Origin of the sequence: Microvirga sp., from assembly GCF_014699075.1 — a bacterium.
Taxonomy (GTDB): Bacteria; Pseudomonadota; Alphaproteobacteria; order Rhizobiales; family Beijerinckiaceae; genus Microvirga.
This window is the reverse complement of record NZ_JACXAB010000028.1, coordinates 18,149-39,811: the sequence shown is the minus strand read 5'-3', so window position 1 is coordinate 39,811 and position 21,663 is coordinate 18,149. Positions and strand designations below refer to the sequence as shown.

25 protein-coding genes and 2 tRNA genes are annotated in these 21,663 nt (G+C 63.4%); 13 read left to right on the top strand and 14 right to left on the bottom strand.

Features of this window, described 5'->3' with window-relative positions:
- Nucleotides 1–84: 84 nt before the first annotated feature.
- Together IC232_RS32115 and IC232_RS23345 are read left to right on the top strand one after the other, a co-directional pair.
- Nucleotides 85–414 (top strand): excalibur calcium-binding domain-containing protein, encoded by a 330-nt coding sequence (locus IC232_RS32115; protein ID WP_210335470.1) that lies wholly within the window; start codon nt 85–87, stop codon nt 412–414.
- Nucleotides 415–428: 14 nt separating this feature from the next.
- Nucleotides 429–1,121: a thermonuclease family protein gene (locus IC232_RS23345; RefSeq protein WP_190847348.1), complete on the top strand. Its 693-nt coding sequence runs from the start codon at nt 429–431 to the stop codon at nt 1,119–1,121.
- A 163-nt stretch (nt 1,122–1,284) separates the two neighbouring features.
- Here the strand turns inward: IC232_RS23345 and IC232_RS23340 are convergent, their stop codons facing one another.
- From IC232_RS23340 to IC232_RS23320, 5 genes are all read right to left on the bottom strand, one after another.
- On the bottom strand, nt 1,285–1,680 hold the full coding sequence (locus IC232_RS23340) for a hypothetical protein (protein WP_246812360.1): 396 nt from the start codon (nt 1,678–1,680) through the stop codon (nt 1,285–1,287).
- Between the two features lie 303 nt (nt 1,681–1,983).
- Nucleotides 1,984–2,060 (bottom strand) — tRNA-His (locus tag IC232_RS23335).
- Between the two features lie 122 nt (nt 2,061–2,182).
- Nucleotides 2,183–3,157: a tripartite tricarboxylate transporter substrate-binding protein gene (locus IC232_RS23330; RefSeq protein WP_190847347.1), complete on the bottom strand. Its 975-nt coding sequence runs from the start codon at nt 3,155–3,157 to the stop codon at nt 2,183–2,185.
- 62 nt (nt 3,158–3,219) lie between these two features.
- On the bottom strand, nt 3,220–4,722 hold the full coding sequence (locus tag IC232_RS23325) for a tripartite tricarboxylate transporter permease (protein ID WP_190847346.1): 1,503 nt from the start codon (nt 4,720–4,722) through the stop codon (nt 3,220–3,222).
- On the bottom strand, nt 4,722–5,390 hold the full coding sequence (locus IC232_RS23320; protein ID WP_190847345.1) for a tripartite tricarboxylate transporter TctB family protein: 669 nt from the start codon (nt 5,388–5,390) through the stop codon (nt 4,722–4,724). The genes IC232_RS23325 and IC232_RS23320 overlap by 1 nt, the downstream gene beginning before the upstream one ends.
- A 433-nt stretch (nt 5,391–5,823) precedes the next feature.
- On the opposite strand from IC232_RS23320, the gene IC232_RS23315 reads away from it, so the two are divergent.
- Genes IC232_RS23315 through IC232_RS23305 form a run of 3 tightly spaced genes read left to right on the top strand, consistent with a single transcriptional unit; the run spans nt 5,824 to nt 7,584 of the window.
- A complete protein-coding gene (locus IC232_RS23315) occupies nt 5,824–6,495 on the top strand; it encodes a TerC family protein (protein WP_190847344.1) in 672 nt (223 codons plus the stop codon).
- A 58-nt stretch (nt 6,496–6,553) separates the two neighbouring features.
- Nucleotides 6,554–7,264 carry an AzlC family ABC transporter permease gene (locus tag IC232_RS23310; protein WP_246812359.1) on the top strand — a complete coding sequence of 237 codons (711 nt, stop codon included), beginning with the start codon at nt 6,554–6,556 and terminating at the stop codon, nt 7,262–7,264.
- Nucleotides 7,261–7,584: an AzlD family protein gene (locus tag IC232_RS23305; protein WP_190847343.1), complete on the top strand. Its 324-nt coding sequence runs from the start codon at nt 7,261–7,263 to the stop codon at nt 7,582–7,584. The genes IC232_RS23310 and IC232_RS23305 overlap by 4 nt, the downstream gene beginning before the upstream one ends.
- Here IC232_RS23305 and IC232_RS23300 read toward each other — a convergent pair.
- The 6 genes from IC232_RS23300 to IC232_RS23275 all read right to left on the bottom strand — a co-directional run bounded on the left by IC232_RS23300 (nt 7,549) and on the right by IC232_RS23275 (nt 11,935).
- The gene (locus tag IC232_RS23300; RefSeq protein WP_281413419.1) at nt 7,549–8,043 is read right to left on the bottom strand and encodes a low molecular weight phosphatase family protein; all 495 of its coding nucleotides are present in this window, start codon (nt 8,041–8,043) and stop codon (nt 7,549–7,551) included. The genes IC232_RS23305 and IC232_RS23300 overlap by 36 nt on opposite strands.
- Nucleotides 8,044–8,046: 3 nt before the next feature.
- Complete coding sequence (locus tag IC232_RS23295; protein ID WP_190847342.1) at nt 8,047–8,532, bottom strand: UPF0262 family protein; 486 nt, start codon at nt 8,530–8,532, stop codon at nt 8,047–8,049.
- A gap of 18 nt (nt 8,533–8,550) precedes the next feature.
- Nucleotides 8,551–9,843, bottom strand: a complete 1,293-nt coding sequence (hisD, locus tag IC232_RS23290; protein WP_190847341.1) for a histidinol dehydrogenase — start codon at nt 9,841–9,843, stop codon at nt 8,551–8,553.
- Between the two features lies 1 nt (nt 9,844).
- A complete protein-coding gene (locus tag IC232_RS23285; RefSeq protein WP_190847340.1) occupies nt 9,845–10,285 on the bottom strand; it encodes a DUF2948 family protein in 441 nt (146 codons plus the stop codon).
- A gap of 131 nt (nt 10,286–10,416) precedes the next feature.
- Nucleotides 10,417–11,706 (bottom strand): UDP-N-acetylglucosamine 1-carboxyvinyltransferase, encoded by a 1,290-nt coding sequence (gene murA, locus IC232_RS23280; protein WP_190847339.1) that lies wholly within the window; start codon nt 11,704–11,706, stop codon nt 10,417–10,419.
- A 61-nt stretch (nt 11,707–11,767) separates the two neighbouring features.
- Entirely contained in the window at nt 11,768–11,935 is a 168-nt protein-coding gene (locus IC232_RS23275; protein WP_190847338.1) for a hypothetical protein, read from the bottom strand.
- Between the two features lie 153 nt (nt 11,936–12,088).
- On the opposite strand from IC232_RS23275, the gene hemA reads away from it, so the two are divergent.
- Nucleotides 12,089–13,315 (top strand): 5-aminolevulinate synthase, encoded by a 1,227-nt coding sequence (gene hemA, locus IC232_RS23270; RefSeq protein ID WP_190847358.1) that lies wholly within the window; start codon nt 12,089–12,091, stop codon nt 13,313–13,315.
- A gap of 64 nt (nt 13,316–13,379) precedes the next feature.
- Nucleotides 13,380–13,454: transfer RNA gene (locus tag IC232_RS23265), tRNA-Thr, on the top strand.
- A gap of 285 nt (nt 13,455–13,739) precedes the next feature.
- Here IC232_RS23265 and IC232_RS23260 read toward each other — a convergent pair.
- The 3 genes from IC232_RS23260 to IC232_RS23250 all read right to left on the bottom strand — a co-directional run bounded on the left by IC232_RS23260 (nt 13,740) and on the right by IC232_RS23250 (nt 16,512).
- The gene (locus tag IC232_RS23260; protein ID WP_246812358.1) at nt 13,740–15,701 is read right to left on the bottom strand and encodes an adenylate/guanylate cyclase domain-containing protein; all 1,962 of its coding nucleotides are present in this window, start codon (nt 15,699–15,701) and stop codon (nt 13,740–13,742) included.
- A 17-nt stretch (nt 15,702–15,718) separates the two neighbouring features.
- Nucleotides 15,719–16,018: a GlsB/YeaQ/YmgE family stress response membrane protein gene (locus IC232_RS23255; RefSeq protein ID WP_190847337.1), complete on the bottom strand. Its 300-nt coding sequence runs from the start codon at nt 16,016–16,018 to the stop codon at nt 15,719–15,721.
- Between the two features lie 203 nt (nt 16,019–16,221).
- The gene (locus tag IC232_RS23250) at nt 16,222–16,512 is read right to left on the bottom strand and encodes a hypothetical protein (RefSeq protein ID WP_190847336.1); all 291 of its coding nucleotides are present in this window, start codon (nt 16,510–16,512) and stop codon (nt 16,222–16,224) included.
- 620 nt (nt 16,513–17,132) lie between these two features.
- Here IC232_RS23250 and ccoN point away from each other — a divergent pair.
- The 6 genes from ccoN to IC232_RS23220 are packed head-to-tail and all read left to right on the top strand — an operon-like array spanning nt 17,133 to nt 21,655.
- The gene (ccoN, locus tag IC232_RS23245) at nt 17,133–18,788 is read left to right on the top strand and encodes a cytochrome-c oxidase, cbb3-type subunit I (protein WP_190847335.1); all 1,656 of its coding nucleotides are present in this window, start codon (nt 17,133–17,135) and stop codon (nt 18,786–18,788) included.
- Between the two features lie 6 nt (nt 18,789–18,794).
- Nucleotides 18,795–19,547: a cytochrome-c oxidase, cbb3-type subunit II gene (gene ccoO / locus IC232_RS23240; protein ID WP_190847334.1), complete on the top strand. Its 753-nt coding sequence runs from the start codon at nt 18,795–18,797 to the stop codon at nt 19,545–19,547.
- Between the two features lie 25 nt (nt 19,548–19,572).
- Nucleotides 19,573–19,743, top strand: coding sequence for a cbb3-type cytochrome c oxidase subunit 3 (locus IC232_RS23235; protein ID WP_190847333.1), 171 nt, complete (start codon nt 19,573–19,575; stop codon nt 19,741–19,743).
- Complete coding sequence (gene ccoP / locus IC232_RS23230; protein ID WP_190847332.1) at nt 19,734–20,615, top strand: cytochrome-c oxidase, cbb3-type subunit III; 882 nt, start codon at nt 19,734–19,736, stop codon at nt 20,613–20,615. Before IC232_RS23235 ends, ccoP begins: the two co-directional genes overlap by 10 nt.
- Nucleotides 20,612–20,812 carry a hypothetical protein gene (locus IC232_RS23225; protein WP_190847331.1) on the top strand — a complete coding sequence of 67 codons (201 nt, stop codon included), beginning with the start codon at nt 20,612–20,614 and terminating at the stop codon, nt 20,810–20,812. The genes ccoP and IC232_RS23225 overlap by 4 nt, the downstream gene beginning before the upstream one ends.
- Nucleotides 20,813–20,848: 36 nt before the next feature.
- A complete protein-coding gene (locus tag IC232_RS23220; RefSeq protein WP_190847330.1) occupies nt 20,849–21,655 on the top strand; it encodes a DUF2189 domain-containing protein in 807 nt (268 codons plus the stop codon).
- Nucleotides 21,656–21,663 lie beyond the last annotated feature (8 nt).

Genomic DNA, 21,663 nt, shown 5'->3' with positions numbered 1-21,663 from the left:
ACGATAGATGGGTGCTCAGGAATGTACAGCCCCGCTATCCTAACCAAATAGTCATGCTTATAGTCCTCCTGCGGGGGCTTCAGAATGGTATCACACGAGGACTGGCACATTCACTTTGGCCGCTATCAGCGGAACCAGAAGCGTCGCCGCGTGCTCCGTCAGGTCGGCTTACCGGTGTTGGCGACATTTGTCGGCTTCGGACTTGTTTGGGGCTGGGCTCACTGGGAGCCTATAAGTCTCAGTTTCAAGCGAGAGGTTGGGGTCTGGAGCGGCTCCAGCCTGGCCTCTTACAGGAACTGTGCCGCCGCCCGAGCGGCAGGAGCGGCTCCTCTATACAGAGGGCAGCCGGGCTATGCGGCGCACCTCGACCGGGACAACGATGGCATTGCCTGCGAGCCGTATCCTCGCTGGTAAAAGGGGCATTGTATATGAAAGCGTTCTTCCTTCCCTTGAGCTTGGCGCTCTGCCTGACGGCGTTGCCTGCCACAGCTCAAAATCTGTCTGGCATAGCCGATGTGGTTGATGGCGACACACTTGCCATTCGGGGCGAACAGACCCGCATTCGGCTCTACGGCGTGGATGCGCCGGAGGGAAAGCAGACTTGCAGTGATGCGGAAGGCAAACGCTATCTCTGTGGCTCCCGATCAGCGGATGCTCTGGCTGCGCTAATCGGCCGGAATGGGCGGGTGAGTTGCCAGGAAGAGGACCGAGACCGGTACGGGCGGGTAGTCGCTGTCTGCTATGCCAATGGCCAAGACATCAATGGCGACTTGATCCGGCAGGGCTGGGCGGTCGAATACAGCCAGTACTCGGACGGGCGCTATTCAGACGAAGAGACAGAAGCCCGACAGGCCAAACGGGGGCTTTGGGCCGGAATCTTCGTGAAACCGTGGGAGTGGCGACGCGGCGAGCGATTGCCATCGGAATTGGTCGGTGGAACTGACAGAACCACCGAGCGGAGCTGTGCCATCAAGGGCAATATCTCAGGCTCAAATCGAATTTATCATGTTCCGGGAAGCCGCCATTACGGTGACACCCAGATCAATGAGGCTAGTGGGGAGCGCTGGTTCTGCTCTGAGGACGAGGCTAAGGCAGCGGGATGGCGCGCTCCGCGGGGATAAGAGGCGCAGAGTAGGTTATGACACAGCGGGAAAAGCGGCTGTAGCCAAGAGATTTCGATTCAAAATCGAGGGTCAATTGGCAGCCTGCAAGGCTGCTAACCTCCGTAGGCAGGTGAAGGATTGAGAACGGGCAGAGTTTCCCCCTGCCCGCCATCAAGCTTGGTTACAAGCAAGTATGAATGCCAGATTTAACGAGGTCGGCCCATTCGGCTCCAAGCGTCTGCCGGGCATCAATGGCGTTCTCAGATCCAGGCTCGCCATTTCGGAACATCACGACACCGAGTTGCCTGTCATGGCGTCCACTAACAATGGTTGGGCCGGGAGTATAGGTGGTCGTGGCGTTGTAGGTTCTGTAGCCGCCGCCATAGTAGGTGCTGGTGCCCACCGTATTGAACTGTCCGGGCATCTGAGTGGTCGAGACATTGTTCTGCGAGGCTGCCCCGGTGATGACGTACCGGTCATAGCCCGCGCGGATGGTTTCAACGGCGGCGCTCTTCGCAGCCACCTTCGCAGCACCCTGAGAGCCGCAGGCGGGAGCCGCTCCGGCATCGATGACCATCGTGTTTGCCGAAGTGCGGGTTGCTTGAGCACCTGCGCAAGCAGCCAAAGCTCCCATCAATGGGAGCACAAGAATTAGACGTTTCAAGGATAATCCCCCAGGACTATAGACTCTATAACCGTAGCCATTATGGGCTGTGAGTCGAGTCAGTCTCTGGGAGCAGGTGCATTCACCTTCGGAAAAGGGCAAAAATTCTGACGGCAGGCGAGGAGAAATTTGTCTCTCAAGCTTCCCATATGCTTCCCAATTGCATTTTCTGGGAAGCAAGCTTCGAACCTGCGGGAGCTAAGTGCTTGATTTGAATGGTACAGCCGCCCCGGCTCGAACGGGGGACCCCCAGATCCACAATCTGGTGCTCTAACCAACTGAGCTACGGCTGCACGTGAGGCAGGGTGTAATCGCCCGGACGAGCAATTTCAAGACCTGATTGCGGCCCGTCGGCCTGGAAATGAGTGCGGCGGGCTCAAGGCCCGCCGCATCACGTGCTTAAGCTTGTGAACGGTTATTCTGCCGTCGCGCCGGCAGCCTTGAGGACCGGGGTCCAGCGGGCGACCTCGCTCTCGACGAGCTTCTGCAGGGCTTCCGGGGTCCGCTCCGTGTTGCTCGGGATCACGCCGCCGAGTTCGAGCAGGCGCTTCTTGGTGTTCTCGTCGTCAAGGGACTTCATGAGAGCATCGCTGAGCTTCTTGACCACGTCAGCCGGGGTGCCCTTGGGCGCGAAGACGGCGTTCCAGGCGCTGACCTCATAGCCTTCGAGCCCGGCTTCCTTCGTGGTCGGCACGTTCGGCAGCACGGGGGAGCGCTGCGGCGTGGCGATGGCATAGGCCTTGATGTTGCCGCCCTGGATCTGCGGGGCCACGTTGACGATCTGGTCGGTCATGAAGTCGACCGTGTTGGCCATCAGGTCGTTGAGGGCAGGACCCGTGCCGCGATAGGCCACCATGGTGGGCTTCGCCTTGACCACGGAGTTGAAGAAGATGCCCGTGGAATGGGACACCGAGCCCACGCCCGCATGGGCCATGTTCACCTTGTCGGCGTTCTTCGACAGATAGTCGAGGAAGCCCTTGAGATCGTTGGCCGGGAAGTCCTTCTTGGCCACGATGACGATCGGGGTGCCGGCCGCCAGACCGATAGGGGCGAAGTCCTTGGTCGGGTCGTATTTCAGGTTCGGGTACAGGGCCGGAGCGGCGCCGTGCGTGCCCATGTGGCCCATCATGATGGTGTAGCCATCCGGCTGCGACTGGGCGGCACGGGTGATGCCCGTAGTGCCGCCGGCGCCGGCCACGTTCTCGATCACGATCTGCTGGCCCAGCGTGCGGCTCATGTTGTCGGTTACGATGCGGGCGATCACGTCGGTCGGGCCGCCGGCCGCGAAGGGCACGATCATGGTGATCGGGCGGGTGGGATAGCCTTGGGCCTGGGCGCCCGTTGCGGCCAAGCCGGCGACTGCGGCCAGAGCCAGTACAACCTTCTTCATCAATTTTCCTCCCTTGGAAAAGTTATGGCCTACCATGTGGGCAAGATGGAGTTGAAGGCAAGCTACTCGGTGAAGACCTCGTCCCTCCCCTTTCGGATGGAGGGCAGAAGGGCGATCACAAGTAGGATAACGGCCACCGCGAGCAGGCCGGCGCTGACAGGACGCTCGATAAAGGTTTCCAGCGAGCCGCGCGAGATGATGAGCGCGCGCCTCAAGTTCTCCTCCATCAGCCTGCCGAGCACGAAGCCGAGCAGCATCGGGGCCGGCTCGAAGCCGAACTTGATCAGCATGTAGCCCACCAGCCCGAAGAACCCGATGAACATCACGTCGGTGGGCAGCGAGTTGATCGAGTAGATGCCGATGCAGCAGAACATCAGGATCGCCGGGAACAGCAGCCGGTACGGCACCTTGAGCAGCCGCACCCACATGCCCACCAGCGGCAGGTTGATGATGAGCAGCATCAGGTTGCCCACCCACATGGAGGCGATCATGCCCCAGAACAGGGTCGGGTTCTTGGTCATCACCTGCGGGCCGGGAATGATGCCGTGGATGGTCATGGCGCCGACCATGAGGGCCATAACGGCATTCGGCGGAATGCCGAGCGTCAGCAGCGGAATGAACGAGGTCTGCGCGCCGGCGTTGTTGGCGCTCTCAGGCCCCGCCACGCCCTCGATGGCACCGCGGCCGAAGCGGCTGGGGTCCTTTGCGAGTTTCTTCTCGAGCGTATAGGCAGCGAACGGCCCGAGCACCGCCCCGTTGCCGGGAAGAATGCCGAGCGTGGCTCCGATCAGGGTGCCGCGCAGGACGGGCTTGTAGGACTGCCTGAAGTCGTCCCTGTTCGGCAGCAGACGCCCGATGGCCTGGCGCACCACGTCGCGGGTCTCGGTATGGTCGAGATTGCGCATGATCTCGGCAATGCCGAAGATCCCCATGGCCAGCACGGCGAAGTCGATGCCGTCGGCCAGGAACGGCAGGCCGAAGGTCATGCGCTCCTCGCCGGTCTCCAGATCGGTGCCGACGGTGGACAGCAGCACGCCCACGAGAATCATGGCGATGGCTTTGAGAATCGAGCCCCGCGCCAGCACGACTGCGAAGACGAGGCCCATGACCATCAGGGAGAAATACTCGGTGGGTCCGAAGATCAGCGCCAGCTTGGTGAGCGGAGTTCCCAGGGCGGCGATGACCAGGGTCGCCACCGTGCCGGCAAAGAAGGAGCCGATGGCCGCGATGCCGAGCGCCACGCCGGCGCGGCCCTGGCGGGCCATCTGGTGACCGTCGAGCGCGGTGACCACGGAGGTGGCCTCGCCCGGGATGTTGACGAGGATGGCAGTGGTCGAGCCGCCGTACTGGGCGCCATAATAGATGCCGGCGAGCATGATGAGTGCGCCGGTCGGGTCGAGCCCGAAGGTGATGGGCAGCAGCATGGCGATGGTGGCGATGGGCCCCACTCCCGGCAGCACGCCGATGAGGGTTCCGACGAGACAGCCGAGAAACGCAAGGCCAAGGTTCTGCAGGGTCAGGGCGACCCCGAAGCCGAGGCTGAGATTGGAGAAGAAGTCACCCATCAGATCCTCCCGCTGTGGTCGGCCACGTCAATCGGACCACGACGCCAACGGCGGGTCGCGAGGAACACGATCACGGCCGCCACGACCAGGATGGCGGCTGTCGCCCGCAACACGCCTTTTTGCGACCAGTCGGGCGGGAACAGACCCGTGAGCGCCTGGGGGAAGACCGGAATGGGCAGGTTCAGGAGATCCCCGAACAGCACCATGCAGAACGGCGTGAGGCTCAAGCTGAGGATGACGAGATCGCGCAGGCGCGCCTCGGGCGTGGCATAGCCGCCGATGATGATGGCGAGCGGACCGGCGAACAGCATCCCCAGACCTGGGGTTGTGAAGCCTCCCATGGCAAAGGGACGGATGGTCAGCGCGAAGGCCAGGATACCGCCGATCACGAAAACCGGACCCCGCAGGTTCCAGCGTTCCAAGGCCTCGCCGTGCTTGATGAAGGCGAAGGCCAGGAGGGCAAGCCCCGACAGGCCGACCGCTATGGCGAGCCACCGGGGCAGCATCGCCGGTCCCATGGCGTTGAGGGTGCCCTGGTCGAGATCCCGCGTGAGCCACAGCGCCAAGGCCGCCAGCGCCACCAGGACCAATCCGCCGGCTACGTTTTGGGGGGCGCGGACCGGCCCGCCGGGCTCCGCCGGCCGTGGGCCTTCGTGAAGAGTGGACATGAACGACCTCCCGCCGGACGCTTCAAGCGCCCAATGTTCTTTCAAATCGATATGGCCCGAGGCACCAACCCGGATCAAGCTTCTGTTTCTCTGAAGCAGGCCTTCTCAACAATAGGTCTTGGAAACTAGGGGACAGAAGAGAAAGCGCCTATCATCCTTAGGATAAGGGGCCCCTTGCATGGGAGGTGACTTGATCCCTGGGCCTGGGTTGTCTAGATGGACCCCGTAGCCAGGCCGGGCCCCTCTGGTCGCTCCTCACGGGAGCGGCGATGTCGGACTGGATGAAAACCAGGACGGCCTGGGTTCGTTCAAACAGACGGTTTTGCCTGCATTTCGGCTCCTGCCTCGAAGATTTCCGTGGCAGGGCAATGCCAGATGCGTCTCTTTGAACGTTTCGCATGCGCTGCCCGCAAACCGACATATGAGGCACTGCATGTTTGATCTCTCGCAGTATTTTGGACCCGAGGTCGTCGCCTTCCTGATGGTGATCGGCATCGATCTGGCGCTCGCCGGCGACAATGCCATCGTCATCGGCCTGGCCGCCGCCGGTCTCCCGAAGGAGCAGCGCAACAAGGCCATTCTGCTCGGCGTCCTGGCCGCCACGGTCCTGCGCATCATCTTCGCTCTTCTGACGACCCAGCTTCTGCAGATCGTGGGCCTTCTCCTCGCCGGTGGCGTCCTCCTTCTCTGGGTGTGCTGGAAGATGTGGCGCGAGTTGCGCACAGGCCATGAGGCAGAGCAGCACGCGGCGGAGGAAGCCCTGGAGGGCCGGGACATCAACCAGGACGGCACCATCGCCGGCGGCGTCCCGCGCAAAACCTTCTCTCAGGCGGCCTGGCAGATCGTCATCGCCGACGTCTCCATGTCCCTCGACAACGTGCTCGCCGTGGCGGGCGCTGCACGGGAGCATCCCTACATCCTCGCCTTTGGACTTCTGCTGTCGATCGCTCTCATGGGTCTCGCAGCCTCCTACATCGCCCGCCTGCTCCAGCGCTACCGCTGGATCGCCTATGTGGGCCTGGCGATCATCCTCTACGTGGCGATCAAGATGATCTACGAGGGCTGGGTTGAGGTGGCGCCCTTCGTGAATGGTGCCGTCGGCTAAGCCGGACCATCAATTCAATATCTCCAATTGACGGCGGAGATGCGGGAGGGCACAGAGCATGACGCTCATGCCCCCCGCTCTCCGCCCTCATTTTTCTTATTCAGGCCTACGCCATGGCGCGCGCGCCGCCCTGCCGGCTTTCCCGGGCTTCATCATGTTCGCCCTGGCCTTCGGCACGGCAGCGGCCCAGAAGGGGCTGTCGCTGGGCGAGACAATGGGCCTCTCCGCATTCGTCTATGCCGGCGCCTCGCAGATGGTGGGGCTCGAGATCTGGCAGCAGGTCTGGACGCCCGCGACGATCCTCACGATCATGACCGTCACGGCTGTTGTGAACGCGCGCATGATCATGCTGGGAGCAACCCTCCAGCCATGGCTCAAGCACGAGCCTCTCCCTCGCACGGCCCTGAACCTCTTTCTCCTCACGGAGGCCGGTTGGCTCATCGGCACCCGGTATCACAATGAGGGCGGACGGGATGTGGGCGTGCTCTTAGGCTGCGCGCTTATCCTCTGGCTGGTCTGGCTGGCAACAACCTTTGTGGGCTTCTTTGCGGGCGCTCTCCTGCCCGAGCCGAAGCGCTTCGGCCTCGATCTCGTGATGCCGATCTTTTTCGGCGTCATGCTCGTGCCCCTGTGGAAAGGCGCCAAGCCCGCCCTGCCCTGGCTCGTGGCAGGACTCGTCTCGCTCATCGTCCACGCCCTGGTGCCGGGCTATCTCTTTATCATCGCCGGGGCGCTCGCAGGCGTCATCGCAGGGATGCTGATCGAATGAACGGGTTCGGCAGCTTCATCGCGAGCCCGTGGGGTTCGGTTCTCGCCATTACGGGCATGACGCTGGTGACGTTCCTGTGCCGCATCGCGGGCGTTGTCGTCATGAGCCGCGTGCGCATCACGCCGCGCATCGAGCGGGGCCTGCGCGCGCTGCCCGGCTCCATCATCCTGGCGACGATTTTGCCAGTGGTGATCGACAACGGCTGGCCTGCCATGGTCGCGCTCGCGGTCGCCATCATGGCCATGGCAGCCACGCGGATCGACATCGTCGGTCTCATGGCCGGCCTAGGCACCCTGGCCGTCATTCGGGCTTTTGGGTGAGGTCTGCTTGAGCCGCAGGCGGATGCGGTACATCAAACCGTCGCGGATGTTGCGATAGGCATCGAGCACCTGATCGCGCGAACCCTGGGTGATCGTGGGATCCGGCGTCGGCCAGTACTCCACATCCGCCGCGATGGTGCGCGTGAGTTCGAGGGCCGCGTGATGCGCCTCCGGCGAAAGCGAAATGATGAGGTCGAAGTTGAGCCCTTCCCACTCCTCGAGCTCGTCGAGGGTGCGCGGCTTGTGCTTGGAGGCGTCGATGCCGATCTCGGACAGGATCGATGAAACAAAGCCGTCCGGATCGCCTTTGCGCACGCCGGCGGACTGCACGTAGATCGACTTGCCGAAATAATGCCGCGCGAGGGCTTCCGCCATGGGAGAGCGGACCGCATTCATCGCACAGACGAACAGAACAGAATGGATCCGTTTGTGGCGCGGCTCGTCGGGGCGCTCCTCCAAGCGTCAGCCCCTCCAGTGAAGCGCGAAGATGAGCGTGAAGATGCGCCGCGCCGTGCCGAAATCGAGGACGAGCTTGCCCTCCAACCGCTTCATCAGCAGTTCGGCCGCCTCGTTGTGCAGACCGCGCCGTCCCATGTCGATGGCCTCGATCTGCGCCGGCGAGGCGGAGCGGATCGCCTGATAATAGCTGTCGCAGATCATCTCGTAATCGCGGATAGCCTTGCGGAACGGCGTCAGCGACAGGTGGTGCGAGATGAGGTGCGTGCCGTCCTGCGTGGTCACCTCGAAGCAGAGCTTCTTATCGATCAGCGAGATGCGAAGGGCATAGGGACCGCCATCGTAGTTCGGCAGCGAAAAGGTGTTCTCCTCGAGAATGTCGTAGATGGCGATGGCCCGCTCATGCTCCTGATCCGGGTTGCCGCGGCCGATGGAGGCCTCGTCGAGGGTGACGGCGACCAGCCGGGTCCGCTCCTTCGCTTCGCTCGCCATCCCGCCTCCGGCTACCTGTTAAAGGTTCAGGCGGATCGCAACCGACCGCGCATGCCCCTCCAGACCCTCCGAACGCCCGAGAGCAATTGCCGCCGGGCCAAGCGCCCGCAGGGCGTTCGCATCGCATTTCAGGATCGAGGTTCGCTTCATGAAGTCAAGCACGCCGAGTCCCGACGAGAAACGGGCCGACCGGGCAGTGGGCAGGACATGGTTTGGGCCGCCCACATAATCGCCGATGGCTTCCGGCGTGTGGCTGCCGAGGAAGATCGAGCCGGCATTGCGGACTTTGGCTGCAATCTCTTCGGCGTTCTCCGTCTCGATTTCGAGATGCTCGGGGGCGAGCCGATCCACGAGAGGAATGGCGTTTTCCAGTCGGTCGATCAGGATGATCGCCCCGTAATCGCGCCAGCTCGCGCCGGCGATCTCCGCCTTCGGCAAGGTCTTGAGCTGGCGCTGCACGGCCTTTTCCACCGCATCGGCCAGCGCCGGGCTGTCGGTGATCAGGATCGATTGCGCGGCCGTATCGTGCTCGGCCTGAGCCAACAGATCAGCGGCGATCCAGTCCGGATTGCCATCGGCGTCGGCCAGGATGAGCACTTCGGACGGGCCCGCGATCATGTCGATGCCGACTTGGCCGAAGACGCGGCGCTTGGCAGCGGCCACATAGGCATTGCCGGGGCCGACGATCTTGGCGACAGGCTTGATGCTCTCCGTGCCATAGGCGAGCGCCGCCACAGCCTGGGCACCACCGATGCGGAACACCTGGTCGACGCCAGCGAGGCGCGCCGCCGCCAGCACGAGAGGGTTCGTCTCGCCGCGCGGGGTCGGCACCACCATGACGATGCGCGGAACACCCGCCACCTTTGCCGGCACGGCGTTCATCAGAACGGAGGACGGATAGCTCGCAAGGCCGCCGGGAACATAGAGGCCGACGGATTCAATCGCCGTCCAGCGCCAGCCCAGGGTCACCCCGATGGGATCCGTGGTCTTGAAGTCCTTCGGGCGCTGCTCCCGATGATAGGTCTCGATGCGCTCCTTTGCGAGCGCCAGGGCCTCCAAGGCTTCCTTGGAGCACTGGTCCTCGGCCGCGTCGATCTCAGCATCGGACACCCGCAGGGTCTCGGGCTGAAGCGCCAATCCGTCGAAACGATAGGTGAAATCGATCAGCGCCTCGTCGCCGCGCACCACCACGTCTTCGATGATGGCACGTACCGCCTGGTCCACATCCTCCGAGACCTCGCGCTTGGCGGAGAGCAGGGCAGCAAACGCCCGCGGGAAGGAAGGATCCCGCGCATCGAGCCTCTGCGCCATTTTAAGGGCGCTCCGCCGTTTGAAGCTGGTCCTCGTGGGAGGGACGGCTTTCCGCGGCCCAGACCGGGCCGGTATCTTTCATCTGCATTTCGATGCACTCCAGGTCCACCTGGATGGCGCCACCATCGGCAAAGATCAAGGTGGCGGTGCCTGACGGGGCATCCTTCTCCTCGAATGCAATGGCGAGAAGGTTAAGAACGGCGTCCGGGTTGCTCCGGTCGATGCCGCGGACCCGCACGCCCGTGACATTCTCGAAATGCATGCAGGTCAGCCGCCGCTGGGGCGTTGCCGCCTCCCAGTCGTAGCGGCGGACCTGGATGGCGAAGCGCCGCTCCTTGGGCAGATAGGCAATATCCCCGACCTGCAGCAGCGAATCCTGCAGGTGAGCGGAAATGACGGAAAGGTCTTCAGGGTCGAACGCGACGAGTCTCAGGAGGTCCATGGCCCACCAACCTGTTGTTGAACTTTGATCTTTAGGTAGAGAGCCCCCTGCCCCGGCGCAACCTTTCGCCCGGATTCGCCTTCCGGGCCTTCCAAAGAAAAAGGCCGGCGATGATGCCGGCCCTTTGCCTTTTAGCCCCTGACGCGCTCGATCTGAGCGCCGCATCGGGCGAGCTTGGCTTCCAGCGACTCGAAGCCGCGATCCAGGTGATAGACCCGGTTGATCGTGGTCTCGCCGTCCGCCACGAGGCCGGCAATCACCAGGGACACGGAGGCGCGCAGGTCGGTGGCCATGACCGGAGCCCCCTTGAGGCCCGGAACGCCGTCCACATAGGCGCTGTCGCCGTCGAGGCGGATCTGGGCGCCGAGGCGGGCCAGCTCCTGCACGTGCATGAACCGGTTCTCGAAGATCGTCTCGCGGATGCGCGACGTGCCGTTCGCCCGGGTCATGAGGGCCATGAACTGGGCCTGGAGGTCCGTGGGGAAGCCCGGGAACGGGTCGGTGGTCACGTCGACCGGCTGAAGTCCATTGCCGTTGCGGCGGATGCGGATGCCCCCGTGGGTCGAGGTCACCTCGGCCCCGGCCTGGCCCAGCACGTCGAGGGCAGCCTGGAGATAGTCCGGCCGGGTGTTGTCGAGCACGAGGTCGCCCCCGGTCATGGCCACCGCCATGGCGTAGGTGCCGGTCTCGATGCGGTCCGGCATTACGTCATGGGAGGCGCCATGCAGGCCGGTTACGCCTTCGATCACGATCTCGGACGTGCCGGCGCCTTGGATCTTGGCCCCCATCTTGATGAGGCATTCGGCGAGATCCACCACCTCCGGCTCGCGGGCGGCGTTGCGGATCACGGTGGTGCCCTGGGCCAGGGTCGCGGCCATCAGGGCCACATGGGTGCCGCCCACGGTCACCTTCGAGAAGTCGATTTCGGCGCCGCGAAGCCCCTTGGGAGCCGTGGCCACCACGTAGCCGCTCTCGATTTCGATGGCCGCGCCCAGCTTGGCCAAGGCCATGATGAGCAGGTCCACCGGACGGGTTCCGATGGCGCAACCACCGGGCATGGACACCTTGGCACGGCCGAAGCGGGCCACGAGCGGAGCGATGACCCAGAAGCTCGCCCGCATGGTCGAAACCAGCTCGTAGGGAGCCGTGGTGTCGATGACGTTCTTAGCCGACAGGCGGATGGTCTGGCCCGTTTCCGAGGATTGGCCGGGACGGCGGCCGGCAATCGAGTGATCGACGCCGAAATTGCTCATGATCCGCAGCAGGGAGGAGATATCGGCAAGCCGCGGCACGTTGCCGAGCTCGAGCGTATCCGCCGTGAGCAGGCTCGCGATCATGAGGGGCAAGGCCGCATTCTTGGCGCCTGAGATCGGAATCAGGCCGTTGAGGGGCGCGCCGCCCCGGATGCGAATGCGATCCATCGATATCCCCTTGTAAAATGGTCAGTCAGCCATGCGCTATGCGCGCCCTGAGCTTCTTAAGCTAGTCGGACGGCTTGTCGCGCTCTGCCGAAACGCTCAAGCTGCCACTTTCGTTTCCGGACACCTTGACGGCCTGCCGCCCCCGCGCCTGCGCCTTGCGCCGCTTGAGGTTTTCCTTCAGGGCCGCCTTGAGCCGGTCGGCTTTCTGTTGCGATTTCACGTCAGTCATGGTTCACGCGACCCATCGTCGCCTTTACCCAATAGAGGCTTCGCACGCGGCCCTCAACCGCAATATGACGCTTCAGAACTTTGACCCGGATCAATGTGATCTGGCATAATAGGTTCAGTATCCGGGGCATCCCGTTGCCCACCCGGTGAGATGATGGATTATCAGAACTTCTTCACGTCAGCCCTCGATCGCCTCCAGGCGGAGCGGCGCTATCGCGTCTTTGCCGATATCGAGCGCCTGGCCGGACGTTATCCCCAGGCGATCTGGCACTCCCCGGACGGTCCACGCCCCATCACGGTCTGGTGCTCCAACGATTATCTCGGCATGGGCCAGAACCGGGACGTGACCCGCGCCATGGTGGAGACGGCCTGGCGCCTCGGCACCGGGGCCGGCGGCACGCGCAACATCTCGGGCAACAGCCATCCCATCGTCGAGCTGGAGGCCGAGCTTGCGGACCTGCACGGCAAGGAGGTGGCCCTGGTCTTCACCTCGGGTTACGTCTCGAACCAGACCGGCATCTCCACCCTGGCCAAGCTGATTCCGAACTGCCTTATCCTGTCGGATGCGCTCAACCATAACTCCATGATCGAAGGCGTGCGCCAGTCCGGCTGCGACAAGGCGATCTTCCGCCACAATGACCTCGAACACTTGGAGGAGTTGCTCCAGGCCGCCGGCGACCGGCCCAAGCTGATCGTGTTCGAGAGCGTCTATTCCATGGACGGCGACGTGGCCCCGATCCACGCCATCTGCGATCTGGCCGAGCGCTACGGCGCCATGACCTATATCGACGAAGTCCATGCGGTGGGCATGTACGGCCCCCGCGGCGGCGGCATCGCCGAGCGCGACGGTGCCATGCACCGGATCGACGTGATCGAGGGCACCATGGCCAAGGCATTCGGCGTCATGGGCGGATATCTCACCGGCACCAAGGCGGTGATGGACGCCATCCGCAGCTTTGCCCCGGGCTTCATCTTCAGCACCGCCCTGCCCCCGGCGGTCGCCGCCGCCGCCATGGCGTCGATCCGGCATCTCAAGGCTTCCTCCACCGAGCGCCAGCAGCAGCAGCGCCAGGCCGCCCGCACCAAGGCGATCTTAAGCAGCGTCGGCCTGCCGGTCCTCGACACGCCCACGCATATCGTGCCGGTGATGGTGGGCGATGCGGAAGCCTGCAAGGCAGCCTGCGACCGGCTGCTGGAGAAGCACGGCATCTATATCCAGCCGATCAACTACCCCACGGTGCCCCGCGGCACCGAGCGCCTGCGCATCACCCCGGGCCCGTTCCACTCGAACGCCCATATCGACGCCTTGGCTGCGGCCCTGGTCGAGGTCTGGACCGCGCTCAGGCTCCCCCTGGAGCCGAAAGTGCAGGCGGCCGAGTAAAGATCATTTTCAAGCTTGCATGGAGGGCTGCCCTGTGGCAGTAAGCGGCCCTCCCCGTTGGCGCGCTGCCGTAGCTCAGTGGTAGAGCACTCCCTTGGTAAGGGAGAGGTCGAGAGTTCGATCCTCTCTGGCAGCACCAGCCGGCATCCTTGCAATGCAAGGCTTACAGGTTCGATAGCCGAACCGCGAACGTCTTCAAGTCGTACAGAACACTGCAAGAACGCGCGCCTATAACGGCACGTTTCTGACACGCTGAGTCATGGCTTGTTCTCGCCCCTTCCAGCAGCGGGAGGGCAGGATGAACCGGCGCTACGCACAAGATACCTGTGTCTTCACCGACAAGATCATCAGCGAAACCCTGTTAAGGCAGGCTGATGTTAAGCCTTCGCGCTCGCTCTGCCGTTATTGTGCTACTGTGGCCAAGCTACTCGTCCAGAAGGCTCAATGTTGGACGTGACAGATGCGTAGCCATGCCGCGGAGTTCGAAGACTTGGACTGCGGCCTCGAAACCACGCGGCTTGATCGTGTCGACGGCTTGGAACACAAACTGCTCTGCGACCCGCTGCTGCACAGCCTCGCTGACCAGGATCGTGGTGCCGTACTCCTTGTTCAGTGGCTCCAGCCGCGCGGCCAGGTTCACAGTTGCACCAAGAGCCGTATAGCTCATCCGATCGGACGATCCGATGATGCCGACGACGGCTTCGCCCGTATGCAGCCCAAACCGGGTCCGGTAGTCGGGCCAACCCTCTCGCATATAAGCTTCGTTGAGTGCCTGGTTGGCGTCCCGGCAGGCCAGGACGGCGGCGGAGGCATGGGCCACGTGATCGGCATTCTCTGTCGGCGCATTCCAGATCGCCATGATGCCATCGCCGACGAACTTATCGACCGTGCCGCCGTGCGCCACGATCACTTCGGTCATCACGGCAAAGTAGCGCGAGGTCTGGAGCATGACCTGCTCCGGATCGGCATTCTCGGTGATGTTGGTGAAGCCTTCGATATCGGTGAACAGAACGGTGACCTTCCTTCGGGAGCCTCCCAGGCGTAATTCCGCTCCGGTTTCGACGAGTTGCTGGACCAGGCGCTTGGGCACGAAGCTGGAGAAGGTCCGCACAACAGCGCGCATGGTCGATACCGAGCGACCGAGGTCATCGATCTCCCGGATGGTGGAGTGCACACGACTGGGATTCTCCGGCATCTCGAACCGCTGGACACTGTCGGTTTCAGCCGCCAGCGCCTTCATGGATCGGGACAGCATCGAGCTGATCCACCAGATCACGGGGATGGCTGCGAGCACGAAGGCCGATGTCAGCAGCAGCAGCCAGCGCCGTGCCGCCTCGACCTCTGAGAAGAATTCGTCCAGGGGAGCCATCACAGCAAGGCGCAGATTGGCCGAGCCGGCCGTTCCGATCGATCGGAACGCCACAACGTAGGTCCGGCCATCTTTCGCCTCGAACACCTGCTGCGCATCCCCGCCGTGCCTCCAAGCCGCCAAGGGTCGCGCGATGTCGACGATGCCGATCTCGTCCAGGCGCGGCAGGTCGGCGGTGGCATCCTGGGATCGCGCCTTGAGGAATTCGGACATGCGGGAATGGCCGATGACTCGCCCTGCGTCGTCGAAGAGGAAGACGGCGCCTGACTTGCCAAGCTTCTGCGCCCGAATGAATGTGTCGGCGTCAGTCAGCAGGATGTCGCCCGCGACAATACCACGACGACCTTGCACAAACGATGCCCGGACCGTGTAGCCGATCAGGGCGGCGGCTTTGAACCGATAGGGCTCAATGACAGTAGCAGCCCCAGGCTCGAAGGCGCCACGATACCAGGGCCGATCCCGCGGATCGTAATCGGCCTCGCGCTGCGACTCGGAAATCGTCTCGAGGCTCGGCGACAGATAATACGTGGTCCGAATCCGCGATGATGCGCTTGGCTTTCTGTCGATCACGATCAACCGGAATGCTGCGGCAGCCGGGGCACCGAATTGCGCCCGCGCAGCAGGCCCTGCCCTATCCAGGGCATCCAGTTCGATAAAGGCGCCATCGTCGTAGCCGACATACAGATTGTACAGCTGCCCGTGCTCGCGAAGGAGGGCCGCCAGAATTTGGTAGAGAGCGGGATTGTCGGAGATTGACCCGGCCCCAACAGGCGGGAGCTGCTTCAGCACCTCCAGTGCGCTGCGAACGGCTTTGAACTGCCCGTCCACCCGGTCCTCCGTGTGGTCTGCCACGCGACCAATGAATGTGACGGCAGCGGCGCGGGTAATGGAGCGTGCCCGATCGAAGCTCAACACGACCAAGCCGAGGCCAACCGCCAGCACCACAGCCATGAACAGCACCGTGATGGAAAGCTGATATCCGAACCGGACGCGTATGGTTCCCCGCCAGAAGTACAACGCTGATCGTTCTCCCTTTACGAAGGCCCTGCGCCCGGCCTCGAAGACGGTTCCCAAATCCAGAGCACCAAGAGAATAAGCAACGATCCGGCGCAGGCGGCCACGACATCGCGCAGTGAGATCGCGATCGCATCGAGACTGGGAAAGAGCCCGAACAGGCGAAACAGCAGTCCGCCGATCAACGCTCCGATCAGGCCCATAGCGAGGTTCTGCACGATGCCGAAGCCCCTGCGTTTCCACGTGATGATGCGGCCGGCGAGGCTCCCGCCGATCAGGCCGACGATCAACCACACGATGACTTGGGCAAGCGATGGCATCACAGGCTCCCGGCTGGTTTACCACCCGCATTCACGATCTCTGACCCACTCATTCTTCTGGTCACACACTGGAACCGCAGCACTTGACCAGTGACCGTTATATGCCCGCGGGAACTGAGGTGAGACACGGGGAGGCTTGTTGCCTTCGGCCCCAGGATAAACATCGCGCCTCCTTTTCGGGATGCGAGCGTGGCCGCTTTGGTTCATCGCCCATTGTCCTTTTCGACGGAGCGGCAAACCGCTCCGACCGGGCATTGCACCACGTCGGCCGTTCTCACCCAGGCGGGCTGTGCCGTCTCCTGGAGCGCGCAGAAGCCTGAGCCCCGCACATAGCGGTCGTAGGTCATTGGTCCGGTGCGCAGCACGGCCGCACCCTGCGCGGCCACGATCCCTCTGGCCTGGGCACAGCTCATGGCAAGGGTCGTAGGGCCTGATTGTGCGAGGGCCCCTGTGGCGTAGCCTGCAATGGCGACGGACATAAAGATCAGTCTCATGACCACCTGCCTTTCGACCGCATCCTAGCCCGGCCTGTCCTCTGCGCTTGATCGGAAGGGACAATCCCTTGACAGTTTGAGCCGCCGGCGCGTCCGGCCAGTACGTTATTCAGGATGGCGCAACTATCTCGAGGCACACGGTGACCGTGTCGGGGAACTCAAGGTTCACCTCGTCTCGGCTCAGTTCTTAACGCATGTGCGTGACATAGAAGAACCGAGGCATCCTCCCTCTCCACCTCGTGTCGTCCGAGGCTGCATATTAGTTGCATCCCGGCGCGTGCTTGTCCGCTTGGGACAAATGATGTGCATCTCGGGGCTTGGCGCTTGCGCAAGGGCTTCACCGCTCATCACGGATTGACGTGATAGCCGCTGAGACACAGGCAAACAGAGATGGAGAAGCAGCGGTGAAGGGACGGACCCACCCGAGGCCGTCCCGCACCCGCGCAATGTCCCAAATTGGCAAGACGGAGTCCCAAGGCGTCAAGCAGGCTGAGCCCAAATCCCTAGTCTGGTATTCGTTGAGTGCAGCAGGAGTGCGCGATGCGGGAGGGAATGATCGGCACCATGGCGGCCATGTTCATCGTTGGCGCGTCCCTAGCCCATCTGTCGGGGAGATCGGCATGGTTCAGCAGCTAACCTCCGGCGAACGCCAGAACGCCCTGGTGATTCTTCTCTGCGTCTTTGTTGCCGGCGTGATCATGGCGGCGCTCGGCGGTTCCGATCCGCTCGGCATGCATGGGGTCATCATCCTGCTCTTCAGCGCCGGCCTCGGCGCCCTCGTCAGCCGCTCCTTCTACGAGCCCGAACCGGACCCGCAGCGGCTCTCGCAGTACTATGACGATCCGATCAAGGTCGGCATCGCCCTGACGCTGGCCTGGGGCGTTTTCGGCATGTTCATGGGGGTGTGGACCGCGGCGCAACTGGCCTGGCCAGACCTCGCCTTCGACGCCGGCTGGTCGAGCTTCGGGCGGCTGAGGCCAACTCACACCACCGGGGTGATCTTCGGCTTCGGCGGCAATGCCTTGATCGCCACCTCCTTCCACGTCGTTCAGCGGACCTCGCGCGCTCGCCTGGCGGGTCAGGTCAGCCCGTGGTTCGTGCTGCTCGGCTACAACCTGTTCTGCATCCTCGCCGTCACCGGCTACTTCATGGGTGTGACACAGTCGAAGGAATACGCGGAGCCGGAATGGTACGCCGACCTGTGGCTCGTCGTGGTGTGGGTCACCTTCTTCGTGCTCTACCTGCGCACGCTCGCCCGGCGCAAGGAGCCTCACATCTACGTCGCCAACTGGTATTTCATGGCCTTTATTGTGGTGGTGGCCATCCTCCACATCGTCAACAACCTGGCGATCCCAGTCTCCTTCACCCAGGCCAAGAGCTATACGATCTGGGCCGGCGTGCAGGACGCGATGGTACAGTGGTGGTACGGCCACAACGCGGTGGCTTTCTTCCTCACCGCCGGTTTCCTGGGCATGCTGTACTACTACCTGCCGGTCCGGGCGCAGCGCCCCATCTTCTCCTATCGGCTGTCGATCCTCAGCTTCTGGGGCATCACATTCTTCTACATGTGGGCAGGTTCCCACCACCTTCACTACACGGCGCTGCCGCACTGGGTGCAGAACCTCGGCATGACGTTCTCGGTGATGTTGCTCGTCCCCTCCTGGGCCTCGGCCGGCAACGCGCTGCTCACTCTCAACGGCGCCTGGCATAAGGTCAGGGATGACGCGACTCTGCGCTTCATCATGGTGGCTGTGGTCTTCTACGGGTTGTCGACCTTCGAGGGGTCGTTCATGGCGATCAGGCCCGTCAACGCACTGTCGCACTACACCGACTGGACCGTGGGCCACGTCCATGCGGGAGCGCTCGGCTGGGTCGCATTCATCACATTCGGATCGATCTACACCCTGGTTCCCTCGCTCTGGAAGCGCGAGCGGATGTACTCTTCGGCTTTGGTGGAGGTTCACTTCTGGCTCGCCGTCACGGGGACGCTCATCTACGTGTTCGCGATGTGGAACTCCGGCATCATCCAGGGCCTGATGTGGCGCACGTATACCGAGGAGGGCACGCTCGCCTATTCCTTCCTCGACTCGCTCGTCGCCATGTATCCGTACTACATCGGGCGCGCCTTCGGCGGCCTGCTCTTCCTGCTCGGCGCCATTGTCGCTGCCTTCAACGTCTGGATGACAGTGCGCGCGGTGCCCGTTGCCGCTGTGAGGCAGGCAGATGTGCCGGATACCGGGCTCGCCCCCGGCGCCGCCGCGACTCCGGCGGAGTGACACATCATGGCCGAACTGTTCCACCACAAGCTTGAACGCACCGCCATCGGTTTCGTGATCGCGATCATCGCCGCCGCCAGCGTGGGCGGCATCGTCGAAATCGCGCCGCTGTTCACCATCCACGAGACGGTCGAGGATGTGCCGGACATGCGCCTCTACACGCCGCTGGAGCAGGCGGGACGCAACATCTACATCCGCGAGGGCTGCTACGCCTGCCATAGCCAGATGATCCGCACCCTGCGCGACGAGGTCGAGCGCTACGGTCCCTATTCGCTCGCCGTGGAATCCAAGTACGACCGCCCGATGCTGTGGGGCTCGAAGCGTACCGGGCCAGACCTTGCCCGCGTCGGCGGCAAGTACTCCGACTTCTGGCATGTCGCGCATCTCATCAATCCGCGCGACGTGGTGCCGGAATCCAATATGCCTGCTTACCGCTGGCTCGCCCGGACGGCATTGGAGACGAACGATCTCGGGCAGCACCTTCAGGCGCAACGAGCGCTCGGCGTGCCGTATACCGACGCGATGATCGCCAACGCCGCTGCCGACGCCTTCGGGCAGGCCGCGCCCGACAGCCCGTTCGCCACGGGCGTGGCAGAGCGTTACGGCGAGAAGACTCAGATCAGCGCTTTCGACGGTGTGGTTTCGCACCTCACCGAAATGGATGCGCTGGTCGCCTATCTTCAGGTGCTCGGGCGGCTCACGGATGCTGCCTATTCGAACACGGCCGCGCCGGAACAGGCGCCCGATCCGACCAACTGACGACGGGCGGACAGGAGGACGGCTGATGGACATCGACCACAACACCCTTGTCGGCTTCGCCAAGAGCTGGGGCCTGTTCTACTTGATCGCGCTGTTCATCGGCGTTGTCATCTACACCTTCTGGCCGTCGAACCGGAAACGCTTCGACGATGCCAAGCGGACCATTCTCGATGAGGACGACCGACCATGGCGGTAGAGGAACGCGATCCTGTTAGCGGTCGCAAGACCACCGGGCATGAATGGAATGGCATCAAGGAACTCGACACGGCCGTTCCGACGGGCGTGCTGATCTTCATCGTCGTCACGCATCTTTGGGCGTTCGTCTGGTGGATCCTGATGCCGACCTGGCCGCTGATCACGACCTACACCAAGGGAATTCTGAATACCGACCAGCACAAGATCGTGGAACAGGACTTGATGACCGCCCAAGCCCGGCGCGCAACCTGGATGAAGGCCATCGAGACGGGAAGTTTCGAGGAGATCCAGGAGAACGAGAACCTGATGAAGGTCGTTCGGACGACCGGGCACCAGCTCTTCGGCGACAACTGCGCCGCCTGCCACGGCGCCGACGGACGGGGCCGCGCCAACTATCCCGACCTGACGGACGACGACTGGCTCTGGGGCGGCGGACCGGAGAAGATCGCCGAGACCATGCAACTCGGCATCAACTCTCGCCATCGGAATACCCGGGTTGCGCAGATGCCGGCCTTCGGACGCGACGCCATGCTGGACCGCACGCAGATCGCCAACGTCGCGACTTACGTGCATTCTCTGTCCAACCCAGCGGCGTCCACACCGCAGAATGTCGCGCAGATCCAGGCCGGGCGGGAGGTCTTCCTCACGACCTGCGCGGCCTGCCACGGCGAGGACGGGAAGGGCAAACGGGAGGTCGGGGCACCGAACCTGACCGATCCATTCTGGATCTACGGCGGCGACCTCCAGACCCTGATCAACTCGATCCATGGCGGGCGGCAGGGGCACATGCCGACCTGGGACGAGCGCCTAGCGCCGGCTGAGATCAAGATTTTGGCCCTGTACGTGAACTCCCTCGGAGTCGAGAAGCCATGACCGACGCTCCCGTGACAAGGCGGATCAAGTGGCCTCTGATCGCATGGCTGCTGGCGGTGGCTGTGCTGATCACCGTGGCTGCCGCCAATGCCCACCTCGTCTATGTCGCGGTGGCCTCCCAGCCCGACTGCGTCACCCACCTGAAGGAGGCGGGCTCCAAGGCAGGTGCGTTCCGGGCGGCGAAGCCCGCCTGCTGAAAAAGGCCGACCGATGCATGATGGCAGGGAAGACAGATGAGCGAAGCGGACAAGACTTACGGTTTGCTGACCGAGACCTCCAGTTTCGCGGAAACGCGTAACCCGGCCCGGCAGCGCCACCTTCCGGCGCAGGCCGCACTCAATTGGCTGAAGGCAGGCTGGCGCGACATGCTGGTTCAGCCGGGCCTCAGCGTGGTCTACGGAGGCGCGGTCTTCGCGATCACGGCCCTCCTCCTGTGGATGCTGGTCGCCTCGGGACGGGACTACATCCTGTTTCCCGCCATCGCCGGATACATGATCGTTGCGCCGGTTCTGGCCATCGGCCTCTACGAGAAGAGCCGTGCCCTGGAGGCTGGCGGGCATCCGACGCTGAGCACCATGTTGGTGGTGCGGCCAAGGGCCGGGGCGCAGGTCTTCTTCACCGGGCTTCTGCTCTGCCTTCTCATGCTGGTCTGGATGCGGGCCGCGGTCCTGCTCTACGCCTTGTTCTTCGGCGTCAAGCCGTTCCCGGGCCTCGATGGCATCGTCGGAATGCTGTTCACGACACCGATGGGTTGGGCCATGCTCATCGTCGGGACGCTTGTTGGCGGGCTGTTCGCGGCCTTCGCCTTTGCGGTCAGCATATTCTCGATCCCCATGCTGCTCGACCGGCGCACGGACGCCTTGACGGCGATGGCCACGAGCATGGCCATGGTGTGGAACAACCTCACGCCGATGTTCGCCTGGGGCGCCATCGTGCTCGCCCTGTTCGTGGCCAGCGCCGTGACAGGCTTCCTCGGCTTCATCCTCATCTTCCCGCTGCTGGGTCATGCGACCTGGCACGCCTACCGGGCCATGCGCTGATGCGGCGC

What these genes read in the sequence shown, in the direction of transcription:
- IC232_RS23305 (WP_190847343.1), top strand. Translation starts at nt 7,261, where the DNA reads ATGAACGGGTTCGGCAGCTTCATCGCGAGCCCGTGGGGTTCGGTTCTC.
- ccoO (WP_190847334.1), top strand. Translation starts at nt 18,795, where the DNA reads ATGGCCGAACTGTTCCACCACAAGCTTGAACGCACCGCCATCGGTTTC.
- IC232_RS23320 (WP_190847345.1), bottom strand. Translation starts at nt 5,390, where the DNA reads ATGTCCACTCTTCACGAAGGCCCACGGCCGGCGGAGCCCGGCGGGCCG.
- IC232_RS23325 (WP_190847346.1), bottom strand. Translation starts at nt 4,722, where the DNA reads ATGGGTGACTTCTTCTCCAATCTCAGCCTCGGCTTCGGGGTCGCCCTG.
- IC232_RS23220 (WP_190847330.1), top strand. Translation starts at nt 20,849, where the DNA reads ATGAGCGAAGCGGACAAGACTTACGGTTTGCTGACCGAGACCTCCAGT.
- IC232_RS32115 (WP_210335470.1), top strand. Translation starts at nt 85, where the DNA reads ATGGTATCACACGAGGACTGGCACATTCACTTTGGCCGCTATCAGCGG.
- IC232_RS23310 (WP_246812359.1), top strand. Translation starts at nt 6,554, where the DNA reads ATGACGCTCATGCCCCCCGCTCTCCGCCCTCATTTTTCTTATTCAGGC.
- ccoP (WP_190847332.1), top strand. Translation starts at nt 19,734, where the DNA reads ATGGCGGTAGAGGAACGCGATCCTGTTAGCGGTCGCAAGACCACCGGG.
- hemA (WP_190847358.1), top strand. Translation starts at nt 12,089, where the DNA reads ATGGATTATCAGAACTTCTTCACGTCAGCCCTCGATCGCCTCCAGGCG.
- IC232_RS23295 (WP_190847342.1), bottom strand. Translation starts at nt 8,532, where the DNA reads ATGGCGAGCGAAGCGAAGGAGCGGACCCGGCTGGTCGCCGTCACCCTC.
- IC232_RS23345 (WP_190847348.1), top strand. Translation starts at nt 429, where the DNA reads ATGAAAGCGTTCTTCCTTCCCTTGAGCTTGGCGCTCTGCCTGACGGCG.
- IC232_RS23225 (WP_190847331.1), top strand. Translation starts at nt 20,612, where the DNA reads ATGACCGACGCTCCCGTGACAAGGCGGATCAAGTGGCCTCTGATCGCA.
- IC232_RS23275 (WP_190847338.1), bottom strand. Translation starts at nt 11,935, where the DNA reads ATGACTGACGTGAAATCGCAACAGAAAGCCGACCGGCTCAAGGCGGCC.
- IC232_RS23330 (WP_190847347.1), bottom strand. Translation starts at nt 3,157, where the DNA reads ATGAAGAAGGTTGTACTGGCTCTGGCCGCAGTCGCCGGCTTGGCCGCA.
- IC232_RS23285 (WP_190847340.1), bottom strand. Translation starts at nt 10,285, where the DNA reads ATGGACCTCCTGAGACTCGTCGCGTTCGACCCTGAAGACCTTTCCGTC.
- murA (WP_190847339.1), bottom strand. Translation starts at nt 11,706, where the DNA reads ATGGATCGCATTCGCATCCGGGGCGGCGCGCCCCTCAACGGCCTGATT.
- ccoN (WP_190847335.1), top strand. Translation starts at nt 17,133, where the DNA reads ATGGTTCAGCAGCTAACCTCCGGCGAACGCCAGAACGCCCTGGTGATT.
- IC232_RS23250 (WP_190847336.1), bottom strand. Translation starts at nt 16,512, where the DNA reads ATGAGACTGATCTTTATGTCCGTCGCCATTGCAGGCTACGCCACAGGG.
- IC232_RS23340 (WP_246812360.1), bottom strand. Translation starts at nt 1,680, where the DNA reads ATGGTCATCGATGCCGGAGCGGCTCCCGCCTGCGGCTCTCAGGGTGCT.
- IC232_RS23255 (WP_190847337.1), bottom strand. Translation starts at nt 16,018, where the DNA reads ATGCCATCGCTTGCCCAAGTCATCGTGTGGTTGATCGTCGGCCTGATC.
- hisD (WP_190847341.1), bottom strand. Translation starts at nt 9,843, where the DNA reads ATGGCGCAGAGGCTCGATGCGCGGGATCCTTCCTTCCCGCGGGCGTTT.
- IC232_RS23235 (WP_190847333.1), top strand. Translation starts at nt 19,573, where the DNA reads ATGGACATCGACCACAACACCCTTGTCGGCTTCGCCAAGAGCTGGGGC.
- IC232_RS23315 (WP_190847344.1), top strand. Translation starts at nt 5,824, where the DNA reads ATGTTTGATCTCTCGCAGTATTTTGGACCCGAGGTCGTCGCCTTCCTG.